Below are 26,477 nucleotides of genomic sequence, written 5' to 3' on the forward strand. Positions count from 1 at the left end.
CGAAGAAAAAGGCCTAGATGGATACATATCCACTAGAAAACTCTCAAGAAAAGAAAAAAAGTACAATCTATGGGAAAAACCATTTCAAAAAGATAATTTTGACTACGATGCAGAAATCGAAACCTATATCTGCCCTTTAGGAGAAATTTTATATCGAAGAAGAACATACGAATATAAAAACAAACAAAGAATAACTTATTGGACAAACGAATGTAAAAACTGCATTATGAAAGAAATCTGCTGCAATAAAAAGAACTACAGAATAATCCAAGACTATGGAAACCCTTCCAAGATTAGAATGCAGCGGAAAATGGAAACAGACTGGGCACAAAAAATCTACAAAAAACGATCAAAAACAGCAGAACTACCATTTGCACATATAAAACAAAACATGAAACTACATGAATTCACCACAACCGGAATAAAAAACACAAACACAGAATTCAAACTATACACAATCGGACATAACCTAAAAAGAATATACAATGAAATAAACAAGAAAAACAACTAAAAATAATAAAAAATATCAAAAAATCATAAACACAAAATTCAATTAAAAATTTTGCGTCACATCCTCTAACATTAAAAAAAAAGCCTTTAATGAAGGATTTACAGAATTTAATCATGTTGTTAATGATGGAACAATCAAAGCATACAATTCCAACAACACCTAACAAAAAAGAAACAATAATATTAGTCAATTACTACAGACGACCAGTAGACTCCAAATCCCTTTAAAAACTCCATATACCATCTCAAAGATTGTTCGAAAAGAAATACATCGATGATGAAGATAAGTTAGAACAATAATATGAAATAAAAACACAATTTACATTCACAGGCCAAAATAAAATACAAATAAACGATATTGAAGCAAATTTATGAAATGCAAGAAATGAAATTTCATGGTTGCCTATAATATCCAATCTGCAGTCGATTACGATACCAAATTAACATGTACAATAAATGTCACAAAAAACCCTACAGACCATTATGAACTACCAAACATCTCGGAAAGAGCAATAAGAAACATTAACCCAACCAAAATTATCAAAATCAACTTGCATATAAAAAAAATAGATGGATTAATACCAAACAAAAAGCAAAGAAAAGAAAAAATAGGAAAATTAAACTCAAATCCATATCACAAAGACCATTTATGAATTAAATGCATTTAAATGACAAGAAAAATCAATATATGTACATTTTTGCAAAATATGTTGAACCACACAAAGATCCATGAAAAAACAGATGAAATAAGACCCATAATAATTACTAATCCTATAAAAAACTGCAAGCAAGAAAAAAACGTTGTTCATTCTTACAAATACACAAAACCATCACAAAATACGGTTCAGAAATGCAAAAAGCAATGAACCAGAAAATGGAAAAACAAGAATATGAATATGAACACACTAAAAGATTAAACGTTGAAGGGTCATTTGGAATATTCAAAGAACAAATCCAAATAGAAAAAGAAGTAGTCGCAGAGAATGGTAAAAACAGAAGAAAGAATAAATTAAATGTATTATAATACAATTTAATACAATTATACAATATAAAATAATAAATAAAAAATACAACAGAAGATTTGAAGATTTCTGCAAAAGTACATCCATTAAAAATCAATTAAAACTTGATGCAACAATATTTTAAAAAAAAAAACAACAAATCAGACAAAATTTAATTTTGGCAGACACTCTGAAATAAAAAAATAAACAAAATTATAAAATTAATGAGTTATTAACAAACTCCTTAAAAATAATGAATTTTTCTTTAAGTAACTTTTTTGAAAAATCGATTAAAATTCATGTTGTTGTTTAATATAAACTCTTTTAATAGCCACATAATTATTAGAACCATAAACCTTTATCGAAAAAAAACTGCCATTTGATTCATTTACTCTGATTCCTTCTCCATCAGCCTTAACGACAATTTGCCCATTGTCTCGGATAATTTCTATATCATGCCATTCATTACTTGACAAAGGCAAATCATAATTTAAAGGAGAATTCCTAAATGTAACAAATAATTTTGAATCAATGAAAAGACTAGTGAAAATGGAATATTTTAATTTAAATTTAATTGTAAAATTTTTAGGAAGTTGAAATGGTAAAGTTATTCCCCTAAATTCTTGAGCACATTCATGATAAAAACATATAATTTCATTATCAATTTTAGATTTCACATTTTTATCACATTCCCATAATTGATTATCAAATAATTCAAATTGTTCATTATCATTCAACAACATGTTATCCCAATTTTCTTTTGTAATATTTTCATGATCTGGAAGAAAATCATTTAGATTATCTTCTAAAATATGGTAAATTATAGGCACAATATACTTTTTAAACAAAGGATTATGACCTTGATTTTTATTTCCAATCATTATTTTAATAAAATCATGATAATTAAAAGGTAATTTCGCAATTTTTTTAAAAAAAGGAATGTATTGAGATTCCAAATCAAATAAAACACTGAAATCTAAAATTAATACAATATTAGGAATATATTTTTCTTTCTTTATTAATTCAATAATATTAGTTCTATATCCATATTTTTCAAAAATAATAGAATCATCATTTTCAAGAAAAGAGTATTTTTTTAGATTTTCCCAATGAAATGACCAATAAGTAAATAAATCAAATTGAGGGATATCTGCTAAAGCTTTAGACTCTTTAATTAAAATAGACAATACAATAGCTGTGAATCCTCCTTGTGAAGAACCAAAAAATAATATGTTTTTATTAAAAACATTAATCTTTTTGGAAATAATTGAAATTATTTTTGCAATATTCCCAAGATACCAATCATCAGTTTTTCCAACACCCCAACCCGCTTTCATATCCTTACTTAAATATAACGTAGGGTCATTATAATGTATTGTCGAATATTCAAAATCCCATGACCACCTATCAAATTTGGGACCAAATCTTTCTCGAGGTTTACTCATAGAATATGCACCAGAACCAAAAACAATTAGTTTATCACAATTTTCTTTTAAATTTAACAAAAATTCATATTTAACATTATTGAAAGTAATGCATAAACCAAATCGTTGATTATAAAGAAAAACAACATCTTCAAGTTCCTCGAACTCGCAATAAATTATATTGTCTACTAATTCCTGCAAATTATCTCCTCATTAAATATTTGCTTATAACCTACTCAAAACATAACCTTAAATCATAACTCTTGAATACTTAATTCTTTAAATAAGAATTCATTTCCACCCCATAAATCAATACGTATTGCGATTCCATTTGAACCTAAATCACAATTATAATGAGTAGTTTTATCATCAGTTATGAAAATTATATCTCCTTCATCATAACAAATAGTTAAATGACCGCCATTTGTGGGAATACCCAAATCGATGAATTTTTTAGAAATAAATTTTCTTTCGCTATTAGTTAATACAATCCTTGCAGCTGAATTATGTTGTAGTATATCAATATTTAATTTAAATCTGGAAGGTAAAAAATGAACTTTATTATTAGATATTGGACTAAACCAATTTCCAGACCTTCTCTTAACCAATGTACCATGAGGTTTTCGAATCATCAAAACAAGTTTCTTATCCCAATTATTATTACAATCCCCTTTAATACCTTTATCATAATACAAAATGGATTTAAATTCCCCATTATACATTGACTCATCATCAGAGGTTAAGATATTAGAATCAAATAATATCTTTTCAAAAGATTTAACATTAGATAAACTATTATTATAAAAATCTAACCAAAATTCTTTAGGATTATTAAAATAATTATTTTCAGAATTATAATAATTTGAATATTCTTGAATGATTAAATTTGAAGAAAGTAATTCTATTTTACTTTTAGAAGGGATTTTATAAATTTCTTGAAGTTTTACATTTTTTCCGTCAAAAATATTCGGAACTTTATATTTTATATTAGAATTACTAAAATCCTCAAGTATATGGAAACTAGTTGATATTGCATATTTATCGTTTAATTTCATATAAAATAAATTATGATTAGAATATTTTGTATAAATCTCCCCATTTCCATTGGATTTTATAAATCCAACTGTAAAAAAGCCATCAATATTGGTGAAATCAGATAAATTAATTATTTTTTCTGCAATTAATAATTCATTTTCATAAACTTTTTTCAACCATCCACTAATAAATGATAAATTACCATTTTGATCTATATTAAAAGTTTCATAATTATTATTAACATCAATTTTAAAATCTTTTCCAACGAAAATTGTTTTTTTATCTTTTGAAATCCATTCAAAATTAATAGTATCAGAATTTAATGAATTAAATTTATTAAATTTGTTTTTAATATTTTTTATTTCAGAATGCATTAATTTTTTTTTAGATTTAAATAATACAAATTCCATTTTCACACCTCACTCTTAATACAAATTTATATATAATATCATATATTTAGTTACAGTTTAAATATATTTCTATAAGTTTCGCAAATCTTCAAAAACTATGTGCTTTTTTCTTTTTCATTATTTTGAATTCAATGATTACTATTACATAATTCTTTTGAAAATCATTGTTTTCTTCATCAACGAAATCAAGATCATTATAAAAAAAATGATTTAGACACTGAAATTTCGCTATGATTTTATTTAATAAGCAAATAAATTATTTTTAAAGAATTTTTCAATCAAAAAAAAATATAATCCGATATAATTGAACATATCTACAAATTATGAATATTAGAAAATATTTATATTAATAAAAAAAATATATATAATAAGGTGAATTTTATGAAGAAAAAATTTCTGATATTAATAATAATTATTGCACTTTTATTAATATTCATTGGCTTTACAGAACATTCAAAGACATCAAATGAAAAAAAAGTAATTAATGTAGCCGGCACCAATTTTACAATACCCGACAAATATTATGAAAACGGTACAAATGAAAATAAACAGATTAAGATTACTAATGACACTAATTCCTTTTATATAGGACATTATAACGATTCATACATAAAAAATCATTTAAATGAATATTTCAAGTATTGGCATGAGCAAAATCAGTCAGTTTCAATTCCATGTTCCAATTTCACTGTAGAAAATAATTTAGTTTATAAAACAGTTAACAATCAAAATCATGTAATAGGTTACTGGTTTGAAAAAAACAATCAAACTTATTTCATACATGATGGAGGAGATAATTCGATTGAAGAAAGTATCTTTCTTGATTTGATAAAATCAGCAAATAACTAAGAAATTATCTGAAATCATGAAAAAATATTTATTAAGGGAAAAAAGTTAAATAAATTACTATTTAACTATCCCAAACTATTTAAACTGTATATTTGCTAACTGTTCATTACTTGCTTTTTCAGCATCCTTAAGATAATGGTCACAAACTTTATTAACTTCACCAATTTCTCTTAATTTTCCATTATCAATCCAAACGGCTTTATCGCACAATTCTCGAATTTGAGGAATAGAGTGAGAAACTAATAAAACTGTAGTTCCCCCATCCATTAATGATTTCATTTTATCAGCACTTTTTTTCTGGAAATTAACATCCCCAACACCTAAAATTTCATCAATAATTAAAATATCAGGGTTTACAGCCGTTGCAATAGAAAACCCTAATTTCGCAAGCATGCCCTTTGAATAATTTTTAATAGGAATATCAATGAATTCACCTAATTCAGAAAATTCTATAATTTCATCCATTTTTGATTCTAAAAATTCCTTTTCATATCCTAAAACTGCACCATTTAAAATTATATTTTTCCTTCCAGAGAAGTTTTGGTCAAATCCTGCACCTAATGATAATAATGGTGAAATATTACCATAGGTAGTTACACTTCCTTTATCAGGAGAATAAATACCAGTAATTAAATTTAGTAAAGTAGATTTACCTGCACCATTATACCCAATAATACCTACCTTTTCACCTTTATATATTTTAAAAGAAACATCATTTATAGCATGAATTTTTATTTTTTTAGATTTATCTCGTTTTAAAGTACGGACAAAAGTTTCTTTTAATGTGTCAATTTTTTCAGTTTGAACTTCGAAAGTTAAATCGGCGTGATCAACAATTATTGAAACCTGCTTATTATAATCAGGTATAATATCTTCAAGGAGATTATCAACTTTTTTTTCATCAACATGCTTATTTTTATGAATTACATCAGCTTGATTTTTACTATCTTTTAGTTCCTTGGACACATTATCATTTTCTCGTTCTAAACCAATTTTATCAGTTACTAAAGTTGCATCATTTTTAAGATTTGAAACAGGTTTAGATATAACATTAGGATTATTAACTTGTTTTTTTAAACTTCCTTTAGAATTAAATTTTGCTTTTTCTTTTTGTTCAAGATGAATCAAAATTTTATTGGCTTCATGAAATGATAACCCATATTTATCCATAATCTTTTTTATAGCAACATTTTTTTGATTATTTAATGAATTATCATTAAAAGTTTTATTTACTTCTTTATTAAATTCTAAATTATTGTTTTTTTGATTCATGAAACACCTCTAAAATTTGGTAACCACATTGCCCTCATATTTTTTAAATACAATAATTCCAAAAATTAGTATTATCAAAGATAATAATAACAAATTTATTAAATTAATCCAATTTGGAACAGTTCCTTGATAAATAAAGCACCTAAATTGATCAATAGCCCAATATAAAGGATTTAACATCATATAACCTCTAAAAGGTTCTGGAATAATATCTATTGGATAAAAAATCGCTGAAGCATACATAAACATCATCGAAATGACTGTCCACAAATGTTTAATATCAGTATAATACACACATGCTATTGATAACATTAAACCCAAACCAACAATCATAACAAATAATAAAATAACTGGAATAATTGAACAAAATATGATAGGAAAATGAAATGTGGCATGTGTAATAAACATTATAATTACTAAAAGAATTAACATTATTAAATAATTTAAAAATTCAGATAAAATAGCCCCTAAAACAAAAATATATTTTGGAGCAGGAGTTCTTTGTAAAATAGATTTATTTCCTCTTAGTGCATCCATGGATGAGGATATAGAAGAAGTAAAAAATTGAAATAAACACCATCCACACAAGAAATAAACAGCATAATTATCTATATTTCTCCCAAAAATAGTTGAAAATATTATTGTAAACAAAGCCATCATCAATAATGGACTTAAAATTGTCCACATGACCCCTAAAACAGAATCCTTATATTTTGATGAAAAATTTTTTTTCACAATTTCTTCCAATAAAAATATATCATTTTTTTTAATTGAACTCATAAAATCAACATTTAAAATTATATAACTTAATTAGTATTTACTAATATATAATTATTAACAACATGATTTAAATATTTTTAAAATAATAATTTATATTGCAAATAAATTATTAAATGTGTTTGAGAGATTACCTACTTAAAAATTCACATGAAAAATTTAAATGGTTTAAAAATTCTTATTTTCCCACCCCATAATACAAATAAAAACAAATTTATTGATTGTTGAAAATCATGTTCTAAATGAATGGGAAAATAATTCTTCAAGTTAAGAGTTTTAGATTATTCCTGGGTTAAATACTCAAGATTATGAAAAGGATGTTTTTATTTAGGATTTTATGAATTGATAAAATCCTAAAAAAAATAAGTGTTGATAACAGATTAGAATTATTCAAAAGTTAATTATCAGAACCAAATGAAATATTGTTTTACAATAATTTAATAGCGTGATATGATATGATTAGTACAAACCAACTTAATACATTCAAATTAAAAATGATTGAAACATTTTATGATGAAACATGCAAAATTTTTTATGAATATTTCAAAGGAAAATATGATATCCGGAGATTTGAATATTATATTAATAGATATTTCAATGCATGGAAAACCTGTAGAATAGATTTAAGAAATAAAGGGGAAACAGCATCACTTAAAGTCTTAAATGAAGAAATTAACACAAATATTAAATATCCTACTTGGTTTGATAATGGAAATGGATGCATTATTGAATCTGAAAATAAAATATTAAATTTAGATATTAAATGCAATGGATCTGGACAAATAGAATTGAATTTAAAAGGTATTGATTATAGAAACAATCCCACTACAAGACTTCCAATTTATATTGCCTACAAACAACTACTCTACAATGATTTACCTATTTTTAATGATAATCACTTAACATGGCACGATAACTCCTATACATATACAAAACTATGCCAAAACAATGAAAAAATAAAAATTAAAGTAGAATTTAAAACCATTTTTGATTATTTTCCAAAACTTAATGAATTTCAAAATAACTTAACTTATGAATTCAATAGCTTTGAGGACATCAATGAAATTTACAATCAATTTGAAGACTATATCCTACAAGAAAAACTTAATCTATTTCCATATGTCGATAATAAGGAATTATATAAAATCTATTTAAATTTAACAAAAAATTACAATAATCTAATTAATGAATTTAATAGTTATAAAAAGGACACCGCTAAAGTTTTAGACTCTTATAATCTACTTTTCAACAACATATTTAAATTCAACAAATTAGAACCGACAGCAATAGCAAAATATTCCCGTGAGCTCAACAATCAACTACTTGACTTTATCGGCAATGTCTGTAAAAAATATGGTTTGCAATGGTGGTTAGATTTTGGAGTTTTATTAGGTGCTGTCAGACATGGAGGAAATATCCCCTGGGACGATGACTATGACATTTCCATGATGAGATCAGATTACGATAAATTCTTTAAAATAATCCATAATGAACTTAAAGAAAATAATCTTGAAAATTCAATTCAAGTGAATTTAAATAAAAAAGGCCCTAACAATTCATTATTATCATTTATCAAACTGGAATACTTCGATAAAGGAAGATTATTTGGTTTTGTAGATATATTTCCATATGACTACATTGACAGGACAATTGATGATTATGAACATGTAAAATCTATTTTTTATAATGAACATTATAAATTCATTGATGAGCTAAAGGCAGGCGTTGACAGGGAGGTCGCTTTGGAAAAGTATTTCAAATTATTTAATGTTGCAAATAATCAGACAGATACAATGATTTTAGGCATTGAACACTTTACTTACAATGAGATTAGTCATGAAAATGTATTTCCACTCAGTCAAATAAAATTTGAGGACAGATATTATCCTTGTCCAAATAAACCGAAAGATTTCCTTAGACAGGAGTATGGTGACGACTTTATGAAAGTTCCAAAAACTATTTATAATCATGGATTTTTTGATGCTTTATCCCAATATGATGATGTTTTAGTAACTTTTGAGAGAAATATCAGTCTTTTAAAAGAAATTAATTTCAGATATAAGTAATGCACATTAAACTCTAAGTGATTAAATGAATGAAATTACACTTTTTCAACCTTTGGATTATGTGCATCAAGCAACATAATTTACCAATCTGACATTCAATTTATAATCTTTTGTTAAGGATAAAGAAAAATTAACAGCATGTATTGGGACACCTATAATTTTATGATATGCATACATTAATCCACATAATAAAATTGTTTATTATTTTAACAAATAGTTTTGAAAAATAAATATTGAAAACAGTGCCGAGAGTAAAACCTAAATAGTTTTTAATATAAAAATTAAAGTATAATATAATATATTGTTAGGTGTAAAAATGAGCGAATATGATGAATTATATGCAGATGAATTTTTTATAATTGATTCCAATAAATTAAATGAAGTAGAAAGTGAATTTTATGGATATTTAATTGATGAAGGCAATTTTTATACAAGAGACAACTTCAATAATACAGTTAACCTTTCAGGATTAGGAGCCTACATCAATATAGACCGAGAATATAATGAAATCATCATCAAACAAGATGCCAATGGAAGTTTTGGACTTTACGTGTATAAAAATGAAAATGTGTTCTGCATATCAAACTCATTTGTTAAACTATTGGATTATGTAAAGCAAAGATATGCCATATCTTTTAATGAAGATGCCGCTAATACACTTTTAGCATACAATTATAGTTCTTACATCTATAAACAAACATTAGTGAATGAAATTGAAATCCTTCCAAGAAACTACGTGATAAAAATAGATACTGTTTCAGAAAAAATTTCATACGAAATTATTGATTATAAAGAAAAAACTGTGGATTTGGATTCACAGGAAGCTTTTGATATTATAGACAATTGGTTTTATAGATGGACTTTATTATTCCGAAATCTTAAAAAACAAACAAATAACATTACTGCTGATTTAACCGGTGGATTCGACTCCAGGATAACTTTTTCATTATTGTTAGCATCAAATATTAATTTAAATGAAATTCATATACGCTCAATAAAAGATGAAGTATATACACATAAGGAAGATTATCAAATAGCTTCCAAAATAGCAAAAGAATTCAATTTTAGATTAAATGATTTAAGCCCATTTAATTTAAATCGTTACTATTTTGAAGAAAAAGAGACATCACTTAAACTATCTGCAAATATCAAATTAGGAATCCACCATCAATTATTCTATAAATATTTCAAAAATGTAAACCCATGTTACTCCATAACTGGATATGGTGGAGAAAATATCAGGGATTACAGCCATGTAATGCCGCTTCATGAATATATTGAGCTTGCAGAGTCTTTTTCACCAGAATTAGTGGAATCCACCAAAAAGATTATTGATTATAATGTAAATCACATCAAAAATGATTTTTATGGAACTTACAATGATGAAAATGTTGACTATGGGATTTCTAGAGAAACCATTCACACATATCATTTTGGAAGAGGCACTATAGAAAAATATCTAACTAATGAATTCAGTATAAGTCCACTTTCAGATCCTGAAATAAATAAAATTAAAAGGCATGACGGAATCCATATCGATAAAAATTTATTAATTGCTATAATTTATTTAAGATATTGTCCTAAACTTTTAGACTTCGATTTCAATGGAACATCAGAAATTAAAAAAGAAACAATTGAATATGCGAAAAAATTTAATGAGAAATATCCATTTACATTTAACGGATATGAATTGGCTTCAAGTGAACTAAAAAATACAACCAGAGACAAATCACACAGCCCAATTAGCGTTCGTGAAATCGATGAAAATTTAAAAGAGATATTTTTCTCAAAAGCATTTAGAAAGCAATTTGAAATATATTACTCCCCAGAACTTTATAATAAATTCGCAACAAGAATTAAAACAATGAAATATGTTCCTCTTCAATTTGCATGTCCTGCATTTATAATAATGAAGGTATTGAATGATATTGAAATAAGCAAATTTAATGCAGATGAAGACTGGTATGACTGGTTAAATCATTTTATTGAAACTGGAAACGATTATGGGCAAATTGATAATGAAATAATCGAAAAACTATTAATATATAACACAGCTAGAATCGACATTATCAACAAGGGTGCCAACAATGATATTGAATTTATTAGTTGTTCAGATGCAAACTCCATTCATAAAAAGCCTGCCTGGATTAAACCTGAAAATGGAGGGGCATTAGTAGTTGAAAGTAAAAACAATTCAATGGATTTGAAATTCAGATGTGTTAAAGACGGCAAACTTGATATCAGCCTTAAAGGTAAAGATGTAAGGGATAAAAATAGAAACAGATTCCCAGTTTATATAGATTATTCTGAATTTACAGTGAATGGTGCAAAAATATTAAAAGAAAATATCTTAACTTGGCATGACAAACCTTATGTTTACAGCAAAAATGTAAAAAATGGTGAAGAAATTACAATTCATGTAACATGGAAACCATTCGACCATCAAAGTACTTTTAAATAAAATCTTAAAACACACCTTCTTTAGAATAATTAAGAAGGTGTTTTTAATATTGATTATTATTTTTTAACAACATATATATAAAATACATAATATATAACTAAATATATTATAAACAAAGATAATTCAAGAATTTTATAGATTACACTTTAATTTTGAAATTGAATTAAGTACACATATAATATTTAAATTAAAAATTTTTTCAAAAAATGTGATAAAATGGTAGAAATTTCTGTAGTAATTCCAATTTATAATGTTGAAGATTATTTAGAAGAATGTTTGGACAGCATTGTCAACCAAACATTCACAGATTTAGAAATAATCTGCGTTAATGATGGTTCTAAAGACAATTCACTAGAAATCCTAAATGAATATGCAAAAAAGGATGATAGAATAACTGTTATTGACCAAGAAAACGGAGGTCATGCAGTTGCTACCAATGTGGGGATGGATCAGGCAACTGGAAAATACCTTTTTTTAATGGATTCCGATGACAGCTTAAAGTTAGATGCTTTAGAGTTAACATATAACGCAGCTGAAGAGAAAAATGTGGATTTCGTATTATTTCAGGCAATAAATTATGATGATGAAAAAGATGAATTTTACGAAGCTGAAAATTACAGCATGAATAAACTTGCGGATTTTGTGGGGGAAAATGTTTTTTCAATTGATGACATTGGAGAAATGTCCTTTGAAATTGCCGTAACTCCCTGGACCAAATTATACAACAGAGAATTTATTGAAAATTCACACATCAGATTTGCTGAAGGATTAATTTTTGAAGACAATATCTTTTTTTGGGAAGTCCTATTGCAAGCCCAAAGAATTTATTTTTTAAGAGAACATCTGTTTTACAGACGTTGGTATGAAACATCTTCAACAATGGCTGGTGATTTGAGATTTACTGATTCTATTGCCATTAATACTATGATTATTGATGTTTTTGAAAAGTATGATTACATGACCGAACGATTTGAAAGCAGAAGCTTTAATAGAAAAGTTTCTTTAACTTTTTTACGTTTCCAACAAATTAAACCCGAATTTAAAGAAACATTCTTCGATGAAATGCAGAAAAATTTCAAATTTTGGGTTCGTGACAATGAATTTTACGAATATTTACAATCAATAATGCTTCCAAGAAATAAATTTCTATTAGAATCCATATTAAAAGCAAAAACTGCAAAAGAATTGGATTATTTAGTTGAAATTTATGATTTGGAAGAGGAAAACCGGGAATTAGAAAAAACTATCAAAACATTTGAAAATAAAAAAATTTCATCCAACACAGGAGAATTAACTAATCAAAAAAACAAGATTATCGAAGAAAATAGGCAGTTAGCTGAAAGAAATGAGGAATTAGTCGGAACTGTTGAAAACCTAAAGAATGTTAATAAAAAGCATCTTGAATCAAAAAGCTGGAAAATTACAAAGCCACTGAGAAGTGTTAATAAGGTATTTAAAGATAAAGAGGGATATGATGAAGAATAATATAAAAGTTTCAGTTATAATGCCTTCATTAAATGTTGGGGAGTATATTGATGAGTGTATTTCAAGTGTAACCAATCAGACACTAAAAGAAATCGAAATTATTTGCATTGATGCTGGTTCAACTGATGACACCTTAGATATTCTAAAAAAACATGCTAAAAAAGACTCCAGAATCACAATATTAAACTCTGATGAAAAAAGTTATGGTCATCAAGTAAACATAGGGATTGAAAGAGCAAAAGGAGATTATATCAGCATTATTGAAACCGATGACTTTATTGATGAAAATATGCTTGAAGTATTATACAGTTTATCAGATAATGGAAAAGTAGATCTCATCAAATCAACATTTTATCATTATGATGACTGGGATAAAAACAACATTAAAGCAGATATAGACAATTCCAAAGCAGATTTACCTAATAATAAACAATTCACACTTAAAGAAGAACCTCTTTTTGTTGATGGTCATCCTTCAGTATGGTCAGGAATATATAAAAGAAACTTTTTGGAAGAAAATAAGATTAAAATGGTGGAAGCACCTGCTGGCGGTTGGGTGGACAATCCATTTTTCTATGAAACAGCAATTGCAGCTAAATCTATTGTCTATACTCATCAAGCATTTTATTACTATAGAGTGTCAAATCCCAATTCTTCTTCAAATCAATTCAGTGATTTTTCAATGCCTATGCAAAGAGTATTGGACATGTTCGATATCCTTGACAAGTACAATTTCAAAGATGAAAATGTTCTTGTAAAATTCTATAATCGATTATTCAGATATGTTGAAATCATTTTGGAAAATAATGACAATTCCGATGAAAATCTGGATTATGAAACATGCGCTAAAATTCATGAAGTTATGCAAAAAGTTGATGAAAACATCGTCATGAAAAAATTGAAATTCAATTTCCAAAAGATTTATTTAAAATACATCTCACCATTATTCCTGGCAAGGTTTGAAAAACCCAAAAAACTTACTGATGAAGATTATGAACTTTTATTTAAAGAAAATAAATTCCTGCATACAAATGTGGCTTATTTCAGAACACAGTATAACGAAACAAATTACCAGAAGTCACAACTTGAGAAAAAATTAAAAGAAGAGGAAGAATTATTAACCATCAATAAAGTTTCAATAGCTAAAAAGCCAAAAATAGAAACTGTTACTCCAAAACCAAAAGTAAACATTGAAGAAATAAAAAATAAAAAAGAAAAATCATTTTCATATACTGAACGTGAAAGTAAATATCCAGTTTCTGTCATAATGCCTGTGTTTAATGGAGAAGAATTCCTTGAAAGGTCAATGGCCAGTTTATTAAAACAAACACTAGAAAATTTCGAAATTGTATTTATCGATGACGGTTCAACAGACAATTCATTAAAGATGCTTAAGGAATATGAAAAGAAATACGATTTTGTTAATGTATTAACACAGGAAAATTCAGGTTCTGGAAAAGCAAGAAATTATGGAATCAATGAAGCTCAAGGAGAATACATTGCATTTTTGGATGCTGATGACTTTTTCATAGATGCTGACGCATTGGAAAAAATGTATGATATAGGAAATCTGAATAATGCAGACATGGTTACTGCCAATATTAAACACGATGTAGACAATCAGGGAGAATTCAAGCCATGGGGACCTTTCCCATATTATCAACAAAATGATGTGATATTACCAGAACAATACGGTATTCCATGGTCATTTTACAAAAATATTTTCAAAAGAGACTTTTTAGTTGAAAACAACATTTATTTCCCAGATTTATTAAGAGGACAAGACCCAGTATTTTTAGCAGAAGCATTGACTAAAGTAGATAAAGTTTATGTTGCCGCTACAGATTTATATGCATATGTTTATAACAGCGATACTGCAAAAGCCAGCAATCCCCGTAAATTATATGATCAGTTACTCCACTACAGACAAGTCATTGATTATTTGGACATTCCGAAATTCTACAGACGCAGAACTGAATATTTCGTAAAAATAATTTTATTCTGTAGCAGAATAGATGACGATAGTATTGTGGATGCAATAGAAAGCATAAGAGATATCTTCAAAGACATGCCAGATTTCTTAAGAAGATTGGAAGATTATATTTTCTTGAAATTCAGACATGTTCCTGAAGTTAATGAAATGATTGACTGGCCTGAAATTTCTGTAATTATGGATGTTCACAATTCAGAGAAATTCTTTGAAAAAACCATCAATTCATTAATCGGACAAAAAATGAATGATTTTGAATTGATTTTAATTGATGGATTTGACGATGGCAAATTTGAATATGTTAAACATTTGCTTAAAGATGAACCTTGGGTCAAATTCATTGAAAATGATAATGAAGACATAATAAGCCTAAGAAAAAAGGCATTTGACGATGCTGAAGGAGATTATATCTTTTTCTGTGATGACACATACGTTTTTGAAAATAATCTATTTGAAGATATGCTTGAAAGAACACTTGTTGAAGGTTCTGATGTCTGTTTGTGTAATGTGGCCAAAGGTGGAGCTAATAAAAATCGTGAAATAAACTTCAGAAGTATCCTAGGCAATCAAAATTACCTATATTATACAACAGGATGGGAAAAAATCATCCCACACATATTCAGTTCATCATTTGAAAAAGGATGTGCAATATATAAAAAAGCATTATTAAATGATTTGTTTGCTAAAGATGACCTTATTGGAGAAATTTCTGTTTTACAGATAAAAGCAATTTTAAGTGCATCAAAAATATCAATTCTAGATAAATTTTCTGTAAAATACCTTACAAAAGATAATATTTTCTATTCATCCAGGATGCCTGAATATAATGCAAATCCATTAAACATTTTTAATATCTGTGATGATGTGGAAGAATTTTTAAAAGAAAGGTCACTTTATGATGATTTGAAAACATATTTTGATATTTACAAAATTAACCAAATCTCATCTGCCTTAGATTCTGTCCGTTATATTGGTTGTTATAGTTATAATGACCCTAGAAATAGGGATTTGTATGCTAATAACGATATTGCCCTAGATTATTCCCAATATTACGGATCCAAATCAGAGCATGTGGGCCTAGACTATTCATATGCCAATGAATATTTCACAAAAACAAAAGAAGAATTTAATAATCTTGATTATAGAGATTTAAGATTCCTGGATTTGAATGCAAATAGATTTTCAGATAGCGACAACTTAATTAAATACAATGCTGTTTTAAAATCAGATTCATATGAAGAATACATGGACATTGCCAACTTTTCAAGAGTCGAAGAGTTAAGGGCAAGATATAACGACATAAAACGAAGAGTCAATGATGCAGAATCCAAAAAAGAAAAATTAAGTAAAGAATCTGAAAAAGCAATTGAAGAAAATACAGCTTTGGAAAACAAACTTAAAAACGAATTAAAAGAATTGGAATCAGAAAACCAAAGGTTAAATGATGAAAATAATCGTTTAAGAGAAGAATACTGGGAAAATCGTGAAATATATGACTATATTTTAGCATCTAAGAGTTGGAAATATACTAGATGGATGAGAAAAGACTAAGGTATGTTAAAATGAAAGATATTGTAAATAAGTTAATTTCTATAAATTTTGATGAGTTAAATAATCTAAAATTAAATATTAATGAAAAAACAGGATTAGTTATAGATTATAAAAATTGCAAATATGAATTCCTTATACATTTGGTTGATTTTGATACAAACTTAGTTATATTGGGTTCAAGTTTCTTAAGCCCCCAACAAAAAGAAAAATTTAAAAATAGACCATACTTTGAAAGACAATCATGGTTTAAAGATATAAAACACAATGTAATATACTATAATGACCCAACTATATATGATTATGAAGAAATTAATGGAGGCTGGGGTATTGGTACTCCAGACAACTGGCATTTAGAGAATATTGCTGAAATAATCAAAAAATTGTCAGATAACATATTTGATTATGATGCAATGAAAATACCAAAATATGGAAATTTATTTTTCTATGGAAGTTCCATGGGAGGATTTATGTCAATTGTATTATCCACACTAATTGAAAATTCAACCTCCATTGCAGATTCACCCCAATTAAATTTATTTACCTGGTGGTATTGGGATGAACTGAAAAAATATTGCTTTAAAGGAATGACTGATGAAGAGATATTGCAATATTCCTATCGTTTAGACATCATGGATTTAATAAATACCAAAAAAATAATTCCAAATTCATATATCATTTTAGACTGCACTGATCAAAGAGATTGGGACAGCCAAAATAGAAATTTTTTAAACAGATTTGATTCCCTGCCTTATTATTATAACAGACATAATAACAATATTAACCTGCATTTTGTTGGAAAAGGATTGAAGCATTATATGCTGTCTAAAAGTGAAACACTAAATTTTATAGACAACATCATAAAAATACGCAACGATAATTTCAATTATAATCCAATAGAATCAGAAATGTTAACTACATTTAAAGAGCTCATAACTAAAATATTTTACAGTTATGAGGATAAAAACATTCCATATTCCCAATTTATCCATGAAATAAATTTTTATTTTGAAAACTGGAATACATGTAGATTTGACATGAAAAACATTGGAACTGAAAATAATTCCATAGAAATTATCGAAAAGGATGAAAACATTAACATTAAATCTCCACCTTGGTTTAAAGATCAACAAGGAACAGGTTGTGTCGTTTCATCAAAATACCCTATACACTTAAAAATTAGATGCATACAAAAGGGAAATTTATCAATCGCTTTTAAGGGACCAGATTACAGATACCGTGAAAAACGATATCCTGTACATATTTGTTACAATAATTTCAAAGTCAACAACAAATTAGAGTTTTCTAAAGACTTTTTATTGTGGCATAACCTACCACACATATTTTCACAAAAATGCGAAGATAATGAAATAATTGATTTGAAAATTGAATTTAAAACTATAAACGATTATTTTCCAGAACTAGCATCATTGATAGATGCATTAAATGAAAATGAAGAAAATCTAAAATACAATTTTAATATTCTAATCGATTATATCAATAAATCAATTAAAGAAAACAATCCACAATAAAATAAATTATTAATTACAACGGAGAAAATTAAATGAAATATGATTATTTAATAGTTGGTGCAGGTCTTTTTGGTGCAGTTTTTGCACATGAAATGACCAAATCAGGTAAAAAATGTTTAGTTATTGAAAAAAGAGACCATATTGCTGGAAATGCGTATACTGAACTTAGCGAAAACATTAATGTCCACAAATACGGAGCACATATCTTCCACACTAACAACAAAGAAGTTTGGCAATATATCAACCAGTTTGCTGATTTTAACAGGTTTACAAACTCTCCCGTAGCTAACTACAAAGGAGAATTATATAACTTACCTTTCAACATGAACACATTTTATCAGATGTGGGGTGTCAAAACACCTCAAGAAGCCAAAGCAAAAATCGAAGAGCAAAAAGCTGAAGCAAAAATTGAAAACCCTAAAAACCTTGAAGAACAGGCAATATCCTTGATTGGAAAAGACATCTATGAGAAACTGGTTAAAGGATATACCGAAAAGCAATGGGGTAGAAAATGTGAAGATCTCCCATCATTCATCATTAAAAGATTACCAGTCAGATTTACTTTTGACAATAACTATTTCAATGATTTATATCAAGGAATTCCAATTGGAGGATATACCAAAATTGTTGAAAAAATGTTGGATGGCATTGAAGTTAAATTAAATACTGATTTTTTCGATGACAAACAAAAATGGCTAGATATTGCAGATAAAGTCATCTTTACAGGAATGATTGATGAATATTATGATTACTGTTATGGCGAACTTGAATACAGGGGACTTAAATTTGAATTTGAAACATTGGATATGGAAAACTATCAGGGAAATGCTGTAATCAACTACACAGAAGCTGAAATTCCATACACACGTATTATTGAACATAAGCATTTTGAAGGGTCTGATTCACCAAAAACTATCATTACAAAAGAGTACCCTAAATCCTGGATTAAAGGAGAAGAGGCATATTATCCAATGAACGATGAAAAAAATTCTGAATTATTCAATAAATATGTTGAACTCTCTAAAAAAGAAGACAAAGTATTGTTTGGTGGACGTTTAGGAATGTACAGATACTTTGATATGTGGCAAGTTATTGATGAAGCCTTAAAATTAGTAAACAGATTAAAGGATAATTAAATCCTTTCCATTTTTTATTCTGATTAAAACATGCAGTAATCTTAACTTAAGATCTTTTTAATATATTTCTCAAATTTAAACCTTTAGATTTCTTTGGTTTATCTTTTTCTTTCTTAAGAGATAAAATACTATCTTGCAAACATCTATTTTGGATGGTTAATATCCTATTTTTTTCCTTAAGTCCAACATAAGATTCTGAATTCAATAATTGGAAATTTTCCTTTTTTAGTGAAACAAACTTGTTAAATAACTCATTTTTTTCTTCATTCAAATTATTCAATGCAATAGCCGATTCATAATTATCAAGTTCGAGTTCCACTTCACGAGGAGTTTCACAATATAAAAAAGAATGAAATACTTTTTTGTGTTTATCATCCAAATACTCCATATAATCATCATATAGTCCTTCAGAGACAATTCTTTGCAATTCATTTTTTAATTTATCAAAATACATTCTCTTGAATTCAGGTTTTATATGTTCAAATCTATATAATCCCATTTTGAGTTTATGATTGTATAATTTTCTTTTGTGTTGTTCGAACATTCCATATTTTTTAAATGTTTCAATAATTAAATTTTGAATATCAATTGAATCTAAAAAACGCTGATCACCAGTGGTTGTTGATGAAAAACTATACCATCTCCTAGTAAAGAGGAATTCCCTGTAAAATGCAATGCGTTTTGAATTGAAAAGAACCTCCCAAAAAAATACATTGTCATCAAATATTAATCCTTCGGGAAATTTTGCACCACATTCTTTTACAAACTGGTTGTTGTATAATTTACTCCAAGGCGTAACAGAAATTTTAAAAATTAAAGCTCCCAATTCTTTATAATGAACTGTTGATTCACCTATAAAATCTGCTACTTTCACCATACTATACATTCCAGTTTTAAAATACTTATCTTCCTCGGTTCCATAGTTCAATGCTTGAAATATGACAAAATCAGCCTGTGTCTTTTCCGCATGATTAAAAGTCTTTTCAAGAGCAGTTAAATCCAATAAATCATCAGAATCCATTAAATATAAATATTTTCCATTGGCAAGTTCCATACCCCTATTTGTTGCTACTGCATGACCGCCATTTTCTTGGGAAATCACAGTAAACCGGTCGTCATTTTTAGCATAAGAATTTAAAATATCCAGTGATTTGTCTGTAGAACCATCATTAACACAAATTATTTCAATATCCTCCAGTGTTTGATTAACAATGCTATCCAAGCAGGGTTCTAAAAATTCTTCAACATTGTATACTGGAATAACAACAGAAACCTTAACCATTTCATTCGCCATTTATATTTTTTTAATGTATATTTTGTAATTTTTAATTTATTTAAGTTGTAAGTCAAATAACATTAATATTTATCTAGTTTTAATTTATTTATTTTTACTGTTAAAAAAATATTTGTTAAAAAATCATGAAAATCCCATTTTAAAATTAAAAGGCCTTCTTGAAAATAGTCATATAATGCTCATATACTCGAAATGCTAACCGATTAAGATTAAAACAAAATCCCAACTATCACCAAACAGACATAATTGTTTATGTTTAAATATTACTAAATTCAATATATCATAAAGGAGACTTTTTTATGCATAAAAATTCACATGAAAAAATGGAATGGTTTAAAAATAATTATTTAAATACATCAAAAAAATTAGATATCCTTGATGTTGGATCTTTGGACGGTAATGGAAACTACAATTATTCTGATATTTTCAATGAAACAAACTGGACATATACAGGACTTGATTTCCAGGCTGGAAACAATGTAGATATTGTTGTAACTGACATTTACAACTGGTTTGAAGTTGAAGACAACACTTATGACGTTGTAATTTCCGGCCAGATTTTTGAACATTTGGAATTCTTTTGGCTTACAATGTCTCAAATTGAAAGAGTGTTAAGACCTGGAGGTTATGTCTGTATTATCGCTCCATCAGCAGGACCAAAACATGGAGGAGATATGCCAAACTGCTACAGATTCCATGAAGGCGGTATGGAAGCTATGGCAAAATATGTTGATTTAGAAGTTCTTCACGCTTCTGTAGATGACAGAGAAGAAACCAAACCTTGGTATGATGCTTGCTTAGTTGCTCATAAAGCTGGAAGTTCCAGTGAAAATACACAAGAGTTAGAAAGCAGAGTAAATAACCTTGAAAGCAAACTAGATTTAATTTTAGAAAAGCTTAATAAGTAAGTTGATTTTATGGAAATAGTTAACTCAAAAGAAGACATTGAAAAATTAGAGAAAAATAGAGTTGAGGGAAACCCTGAAATCACCAACTCCAAAATCTCATTTAAAGGAATCAATAATATTTTATTTTGTGAAGGCAATGTAAAAATTACAAATGCAAACTTTGCGTTTGAAGGAAACAACTCAATAGTTTATCTTTCATCAGCAATGAACTCACAATATTCATTTACATTAATAATATACAATAATTCCACATTTTTCATTGGAAAAGAAGGTAATTTGGCAAATCCTGTAAACATCAATATTCAGGAAAGCCAAAATGTGATTATTGGTGCAGAATGCAGTCTTTCAAGTGGTGTGAACATCAGAACTGCAGATATCCATCCTATTTATGACAATAAAACAATGCAAAGAGTCAACCCTGCTCAAAGCGTATTTATTGGAGATCATGTATGGATAGGTCACTTGGCTTACATTTCAAGAGGAGTTAAAATTGGTTCAGGAGCAATCGTTGACAATTATTCATTTGTTCCGCACAATGCCAGAATCCATTCAAATTCGTTAGTTGTTGGAAATCCCGTAAGAGTGGAAAGAGATAACGTATTTTTTACCAAAGAGTTTTTAGGTTATCATACAGCTGAAGATTCACTTAATACACAGGATTATAAAAGCGATGTTTTCATATACGAATTTGTAAATCAGGAAACATTAAATTTAAATCAAATCGATAAAATCCTAAAGGAATTAAGTGTTGATGATAGATTAGAGTTTATCCAAAAGTTGTTTGTCAGAAACAAACGTAAAAACAGATTCGCAATTTTTTAAACATGATAAAATTTAGGGGATATAAAGGATTGCTGATTAAGCAATCCTTAAAAGCAATTTTATATCCAATAAAATATTTAAGAACCCATGTCAAAGTTGACATGAATTGTAGGTTGTATCACAAATCAAAACTTGACTTGCTATTTAAAGTTTATATTTTTTCACATAAATAAACATTTAGTTTGAAAGACCTTTATTTTTAATTTGTTTAATCTACAATTAATACTAATAATTTTTTTATACCATATCGATTAAAGTTTATATTAATTACATGAAAATTTTTTAAATCAAATAGGTTGAATAAATGTATAAATTATCCGTTATTATCCCAGTTTACAATGTTGAAAACTATCTAAGAGAGTGTCTTGACAGCATCACCAATCAAACAGTCAAAGACATTGAAATAATATGCATTGATGACGGATCAAGCGATAACTCACCAGATATCCTAAAGGAATACCAAAAGAAAGATTCCCGAATCAAAATCATCACCAAAGAAAATGGCGGCCAGGCAAGTGCAAGAAACCTTGGAATCAAGGAAGCCCAAGGAGAATACATTGCATTTATCGACTCAGATGATTTCATTGAAGCTGAAATGCTTGAAAAGCTCTACACAAAAGCAAAGGATGACAACCTTGACATTGCAATGTGCAAGATTGCAACCTATAACAACCAAACAAAAGAAATCAAGGACAATGTCTGGTATTACATGCTTGGAATATTCAGAGACTTTGAAAAGGACATCTTCAACCACAAGGATACCAAAGAATTCACATGCAACATTGCAGTTACACCGTATAATAAAATCTATAAAACTTCCCTAATCAAGGACAACGGCATTTTATTCCCCGAAGGATTGATTTTTGAGGATGAAAAGTTCTTTTATGACACATACCTAAGAGCAAAAAGAGTATCAATCATTCCAGAATTTTTATACTACTACAGAGTCAACAGAAAAGGTTCCACAGTTGATATTGAAAAGGAAAACGACTACACCGACATCATTGAAATTTCAAAGCAGATCAGACAAACATTTAAAGAAACAAACAACTATGAAGACTATAAATACCTGCTCAACAATCGCCTAATCCATCTGCAGCTGGCAAGATTTACTGAAACTTCACCGAAATACAGGGAAAAATTCTTCAACCTAATAAAAGAAGACTTGCAGGAAGTTTTAAAAGATCCAGACATCAAAGACAACCTTGAATCAGACGTCAAAATCAGAGTCGATAAAATTCTTAAATCAAAAGATTACGAAGAGTTCAAAAGACTTGATGAAAACAAGATTTTTTCAGTGGTTATGGCATCATACAACTGTGGCCAATATTTGGATGAAACCATAAACTCATTGATTGGTCAGAGCTTTTCATTTGGAAGCAATATCCAACTGATCATTGTTGATGACGGGTCAACAGACAATACAAAAGAAATCTGTCTTAAATACCAAAGCCAATATCCGGACAATATAATTTATCTCTATCAGGAAAATCAAGGTCAGGGCGTTGCAAGAAACTTAGGCCTGAAATATGCCAACGGAAAATACATAAACTTCCTGGATGCAGATGACAAGTTCAGCGGGAACACGTTCTATAAAGTTTATGAGTTTTTTGAAAAGCATTACGAAGAAATTGATTTTGTAGCAACCAGAATGCTTTTCTTTGACAAATACGAAGGCCATCACCCACTAAACTACAAGTTTGAGGAAGACAGAGCCATAGATTTAAATGAAAACTGGGACTGTCCGCAGCTTTCGGCTTCATCAGCATTTTTCAAAAGGGAACTCTTTGACAATTACAAATTCGAGGAAAGCCTTGTAAACTCCGAAGACACATTGATGCTCAACAGGATGCTTTTGAAAAACCCAAAATATGGTGCCGTGACAGAGGCCATATACTGGTATAGAAAGCGCAGCGACGAGTCATCCACAATCGATTCAACATCTATGCAAAAGGAATTCTACATCAACCGTTTAAACAACTATTTTAAGGAACTTATAAACCTGTCCATTGAAGAATACGGGCATGTGGCAAAATTCATCCAATATCTGATTGTTTATGATATCCAGTGGATGTTTTGGGTAGAAGACATATCAGAAATACTGGAAAGTGATGAAATCAAAGAAGTATATCTATACATAAAGGAAATTTTATCTTACATCGAAGATGATATCATATTATCTTTACGGGACGACCGTTTAAACATTGCTCACCACATGTTAGCTACAAAATATGCAGTCGTTAATGTCAGTTTAGACAAGGTTGTAACCTATGAAAATATCCATTCAAATTTCAATGGCCAATATGCCGGAGTATATGTCGAGGACACATTGGTCGACAGGCTTGACAACCACAAACTCTGGCTTGACATAATCGAAATAAAAGGCAACACATTATTCATCTCAGGATTTTTAATGTCATTTTTTGAAGATGACGAAATTGAAATTGAGATTAGCAAAAACAATCAAATTTACAAAGCCAAAAAGGTTTACTATGCAAACAATGCAAAGAAATTCCTCAACTGCTCACTTGAATCACAGTTCAATTTTGATGCTGAAATTCCGCTAAAAGACAAGGAAAACTGCATTGTTGAAATCTTTGCAAGATTTACCGGCGAAAACTCAAATGAAAACACAAGATGGGCATTGAATGTTGATTTTGCAAACCATGCTCGAATGTCAAAGCTCAGCAACTACAGCATAGAAAAGAATCATTTCATGAAATTCAAAGACAACAAGTTTTACATTTCAAACTACAATTATCTTAAAATGATTAAATCAGAGCTTCCAATTTTACTTAAAGTATTCAAAAGAAAGGAATCATACTACACTTCAATTCTGCTTTTCAGACTTATATACTTACTATTATACCCATTTTACAGAAAGAGAAGAATTTGGCTTTTCATGGACAGGAGGGAAAACGCCGATGACAATGCAGAGCATCTCTACAGATATGCCATTGGCCAAAATGACAATGTCAAAAAGTATTTCACCGTTTCAGATAAATTCGGAGATTTCACACGTTTATCAAATCTTTCAAACGTTTTGGAGTTTTACACAATCAAACAAAGATTAATCTATCTTTTTTCAGAAAAAGTCATCTCTTCACATCCTGATGAAAACATTCTGAATCCTTTTTTTGACAAAAACGAAACTTCCTACGCTGGCCTAATCAATTCAGATAAGATTTTTCTGCAGCACGGAGTTACAAAGGACAACGTTTCATCATGGCTTCACAAGTTTGACAAGAATGTTAAATTAATCACTACAGTTTCCGATGCGGAAAAGAAATCCTTCATGGATCCAGGTTACAACTATGATGAAAAGGTAATCCGGACTTTGGGCTTTGCCAGATTCGACAATCTGAAAAGCAATGAAGGAAAAAGGCAAATCCTGATTGCACCTTCCTGGAGAAGTGAACTTCAGAACATGACTGAAAAATACATTACCTCATCAAAATACTTCAATACCATAAACTCACTGATAAACAGCGAAAAACTAATCGAAATAGCCAAAAAATACGATTATGAAATAGTATTCAAGCCACATCCGATGGTTTACGAATACATTGATCTTTTTGACACCCATGACTACATCCAAATAGACAATGAAAGCACATATCAAAGCCTCTTCAGGGATTCCAGCTTGCTGATAACCGATTACTCATCAATAGCTTTCGATTTTTCCTACATGAAAAAGCCAGTCATCTACTATCAGCATGACGACGACTACAACTTTGAGGAAGGTTATTTCAAATATGAAAGTTGTGGATTTGGAGAAGTCATAAAAACAGAAGACATATTAATTAAAACAATAGATAAATATCTTGAAAATAACTGTGAAATGAAAGAAATCTATAAAAACAGAGTAGATACTTTTTATAAATATAATGACAAAAATAATTGTAGAAGAATTTATGATTATATTTTAAATATGAAATGATGTTTCCATCAATCTGA

The 26,477-nt window shown here is 28.3% G+C and carries 19 protein-coding genes; 14 read left to right on the forward strand and 5 right to left on the reverse strand.

Features of this window, described 5'->3' with window-relative positions; all coding sequences use genetic code 11:
• From QZN45_RS08105 to QZN45_RS08120, 4 genes are all read left to right on the forward strand, one after another.
• On the forward strand, positions 1-511 hold a 511-nt coding region (locus QZN45_RS08105; RefSeq protein WP_296812375.1), incomplete at its 5' end, for a transposase.
• A gap of 89 nt (positions 512-600) precedes the next feature.
• On the forward strand, positions 601-738 hold the full coding sequence (locus QZN45_RS08110; RefSeq protein WP_296812376.1) for a hypothetical protein: 138 nt from the start codon (positions 601-603) through the stop codon (positions 736-738).
• A gap of 167 nt (positions 739-905) precedes the next feature.
• Positions 906-1,163: a hypothetical protein gene (locus tag QZN45_RS08115; protein WP_296812378.1), complete on the forward strand. Its 258-nt coding sequence runs from the start codon at positions 906-908 to the stop codon at positions 1,161-1,163.
• 209 nt (positions 1,164-1,372) lie between these two features.
• Entirely contained in the window at positions 1,373-1,534 is a 162-nt protein-coding gene (locus tag QZN45_RS08120) for a hypothetical protein (RefSeq protein WP_296812380.1), read from the forward strand.
• Positions 1,535-1,801: 267 nt separating this feature from the next.
• Here QZN45_RS08120 and QZN45_RS08125 read toward each other — a convergent pair whose 3' ends face one another.
• Positions 1,802-3,016 (reverse strand): hypothetical protein, encoded by a 1,215-nt coding sequence (locus QZN45_RS08125; RefSeq protein WP_296812383.1) that lies wholly within the window; start codon positions 3,014-3,016, stop codon positions 1,802-1,804.
• A gap of 173 nt (positions 3,017-3,189) precedes the next feature.
• Complete coding sequence (locus tag QZN45_RS08130) at positions 3,190-4,380, reverse strand: hypothetical protein (protein ID WP_296812385.1); 1,191 nt, start codon at positions 4,378-4,380, stop codon at positions 3,190-3,192.
• Between the two features lie 381 nt (positions 4,381-4,761).
• Here QZN45_RS08130 and QZN45_RS08135 point away from each other — a divergent pair, with 381 nt between their 5' ends.
• On the forward strand, positions 4,762-5,229 hold the full coding sequence (locus QZN45_RS08135; RefSeq protein ID WP_296812387.1) for a hypothetical protein: 468 nt from the start codon (positions 4,762-4,764) through the stop codon (positions 5,227-5,229).
• 75 nt (positions 5,230-5,304) lie between these two features.
• Here the strand turns inward: QZN45_RS08135 and QZN45_RS08140 are convergent, their stop codons facing one another.
• Both QZN45_RS08140 and QZN45_RS08145 read right to left on the reverse strand, forming a co-directional pair.
• Positions 5,305-6,501, reverse strand: a complete 1,197-nt coding sequence (locus tag QZN45_RS08140) for an ABC transporter ATP-binding protein (RefSeq protein WP_296812389.1) — start codon at positions 6,499-6,501, stop codon at positions 5,305-5,307.
• A 9-nt stretch (positions 6,502-6,510) separates the two neighbouring features.
• Positions 6,511-7,281 carry an ABC transporter permease gene (locus QZN45_RS08145; RefSeq protein ID WP_296812391.1) on the reverse strand — a complete coding sequence of 257 codons (771 nt, stop codon included), beginning with the start codon at positions 7,279-7,281 and terminating at the stop codon, positions 6,511-6,513.
• A 452-nt stretch (positions 7,282-7,733) separates the two neighbouring features.
• Between QZN45_RS08145 and QZN45_RS08150 the strand changes: the two genes are divergently transcribed.
• The 6 genes from QZN45_RS08150 to glf all read left to right on the forward strand — a co-directional run bounded on the left by QZN45_RS08150 (position 7,734) and on the right by glf (position 19,496).
• Positions 7,734-9,344 carry a phosphorylcholine transferase LicD gene (locus QZN45_RS08150; protein WP_296812393.1) on the forward strand — a complete coding sequence of 537 codons (1,611 nt, stop codon included), beginning with the start codon at positions 7,734-7,736 and terminating at the stop codon, positions 9,342-9,344.
• Positions 9,345-9,660: 316 nt separating this feature from the next.
• Positions 9,661-11,805, forward strand: coding sequence for a hypothetical protein (locus QZN45_RS08155; RefSeq protein ID WP_296812394.1), 2,145 nt, complete (start codon positions 9,661-9,663; stop codon positions 11,803-11,805).
• Between the two features lie 216 nt (positions 11,806-12,021).
• The gene (locus QZN45_RS08160; RefSeq protein WP_296812395.1) at positions 12,022-13,290 is read left to right on the forward strand and encodes a glycosyltransferase; all 1,269 of its coding nucleotides are present in this window, start codon (positions 12,022-12,024) and stop codon (positions 13,288-13,290) included.
• On the forward strand, positions 13,280-16,831 hold the full coding sequence (locus QZN45_RS08165) for a glycosyltransferase (RefSeq protein WP_296812397.1): 3,552 nt from the start codon (positions 13,280-13,282) through the stop codon (positions 16,829-16,831). The genes QZN45_RS08160 and QZN45_RS08165 overlap by 11 nt, the downstream gene beginning before the upstream one ends.
• Positions 16,813-18,360 carry a hypothetical protein gene (locus QZN45_RS08170; protein WP_296812399.1) on the forward strand — a complete coding sequence of 516 codons (1,548 nt, stop codon included), beginning with the start codon at positions 16,813-16,815 and terminating at the stop codon, positions 18,358-18,360. Before QZN45_RS08165 ends, QZN45_RS08170 begins: the two co-directional genes overlap by 19 nt.
• Positions 18,361-18,392: 32 nt before the next feature.
• Positions 18,393-19,496, forward strand: a complete 1,104-nt coding sequence (gene glf, locus QZN45_RS08175; RefSeq protein ID WP_296812401.1) for a UDP-galactopyranose mutase — start codon at positions 18,393-18,395, stop codon at positions 19,494-19,496.
• A 46-nt stretch (positions 19,497-19,542) separates the two neighbouring features.
• On the opposite strand, the gene QZN45_RS08180 is transcribed toward glf, so the two are convergent.
• A complete protein-coding gene (locus QZN45_RS08180; protein ID WP_296812403.1) occupies positions 19,543-20,790 on the reverse strand; it encodes a glycosyltransferase in 1,248 nt (415 codons plus the stop codon).
• Positions 20,791-21,089: 299 nt separating this feature from the next.
• Between QZN45_RS08180 and QZN45_RS08185 the strand changes: the two genes are divergently transcribed.
• The 3 genes from QZN45_RS08185 to QZN45_RS08195 all read left to right on the forward strand — a co-directional run bounded on the left by QZN45_RS08185 (position 21,090) and on the right by QZN45_RS08195 (position 26,460).
• The gene (locus QZN45_RS08185) at positions 21,090-21,698 is read left to right on the forward strand and encodes a class I SAM-dependent methyltransferase (RefSeq protein ID WP_296812405.1); all 609 of its coding nucleotides are present in this window, start codon (positions 21,090-21,092) and stop codon (positions 21,696-21,698) included.
• 9 nt (positions 21,699-21,707) lie between these two features.
• Complete coding sequence (locus tag QZN45_RS08190) at positions 21,708-22,520, forward strand: acetyltransferase (RefSeq protein ID WP_296812406.1); 813 nt, start codon at positions 21,708-21,710, stop codon at positions 22,518-22,520.
• 304 nt (positions 22,521-22,824) lie between these two features.
• Positions 22,825-26,460, forward strand: coding sequence for a glycosyltransferase (locus tag QZN45_RS08195; RefSeq protein ID WP_296812407.1), 3,636 nt, complete (start codon positions 22,825-22,827; stop codon positions 26,458-26,460).
• Positions 26,461-26,477 lie beyond the last annotated feature (17 nt).

Source organism: uncultured Methanobrevibacter sp. (assembly GCF_900314695.1).
Taxonomy (GTDB): Archaea; Methanobacteriota; Methanobacteria; order Methanobacteriales; family Methanobacteriaceae; genus Methanocatella.

Bases quoted from the DNA above. Each gene is read 5' to 3' on its own strand.
- QZN45_RS08110 (WP_296812376.1), top strand. From the start codon at position 601: ATGAAGGATTTACAGAATTTAATCATGTTGTTAATGATGGAACAATCA.
- QZN45_RS08115 (WP_296812378.1), top strand. From the start codon at position 906: ATGGTTGCCTATAATATCCAATCTGCAGTCGATTACGATACCAAATTA.
- QZN45_RS08120 (WP_296812380.1), top strand. From the start codon at position 1,373: ATGAACCAGAAAATGGAAAAACAAGAATATGAATATGAACACACTAAA.
- QZN45_RS08130 (WP_296812385.1), bottom strand. From the start codon at position 4,380: ATGGAATTTGTATTATTTAAATCTAAAAAAAAATTAATGCATTCTGAA.
- QZN45_RS08135 (WP_296812387.1), top strand. From the start codon at position 4,762: ATGAAGAAAAAATTTCTGATATTAATAATAATTATTGCACTTTTATTA.
- QZN45_RS08140 (WP_296812389.1), bottom strand. From the start codon at position 6,501: ATGAATCAAAAAAACAATAATTTAGAATTTAATAAAGAAGTAAATAAA.
- QZN45_RS08145 (WP_296812391.1), bottom strand. From the start codon at position 7,281: ATGAGTTCAATTAAAAAAAATGATATATTTTTATTGGAAGAAATTGTG.
- QZN45_RS08150 (WP_296812393.1), top strand. From the start codon at position 7,734: ATGATTAGTACAAACCAACTTAATACATTCAAATTAAAAATGATTGAA.
- QZN45_RS08155 (WP_296812394.1), top strand. From the start codon at position 9,661: ATGAGCGAATATGATGAATTATATGCAGATGAATTTTTTATAATTGAT.
- QZN45_RS08160 (WP_296812395.1), top strand. From the start codon at position 12,022: ATGGTAGAAATTTCTGTAGTAATTCCAATTTATAATGTTGAAGATTAT.
- QZN45_RS08165 (WP_296812397.1), top strand. From the start codon at position 13,280: ATGAAGAATAATATAAAAGTTTCAGTTATAATGCCTTCATTAAATGTT.
- QZN45_RS08170 (WP_296812399.1), top strand. From the start codon at position 16,813: ATGGATGAGAAAAGACTAAGGTATGTTAAAATGAAAGATATTGTAAAT.
- glf (WP_296812401.1), top strand. From the start codon at position 18,393: ATGAAATATGATTATTTAATAGTTGGTGCAGGTCTTTTTGGTGCAGTT.
- QZN45_RS08180 (WP_296812403.1), bottom strand. From the start codon at position 20,790: ATGGCGAATGAAATGGTTAAGGTTTCTGTTGTTATTCCAGTATACAAT.
- QZN45_RS08185 (WP_296812405.1), top strand. From the start codon at position 21,090: ATGCATAAAAATTCACATGAAAAAATGGAATGGTTTAAAAATAATTAT.
- QZN45_RS08190 (WP_296812406.1), top strand. From the start codon at position 21,708: ATGGAAATAGTTAACTCAAAAGAAGACATTGAAAAATTAGAGAAAAAT.
- QZN45_RS08195 (WP_296812407.1), top strand. From the start codon at position 22,825: ATGTATAAATTATCCGTTATTATCCCAGTTTACAATGTTGAAAACTAT.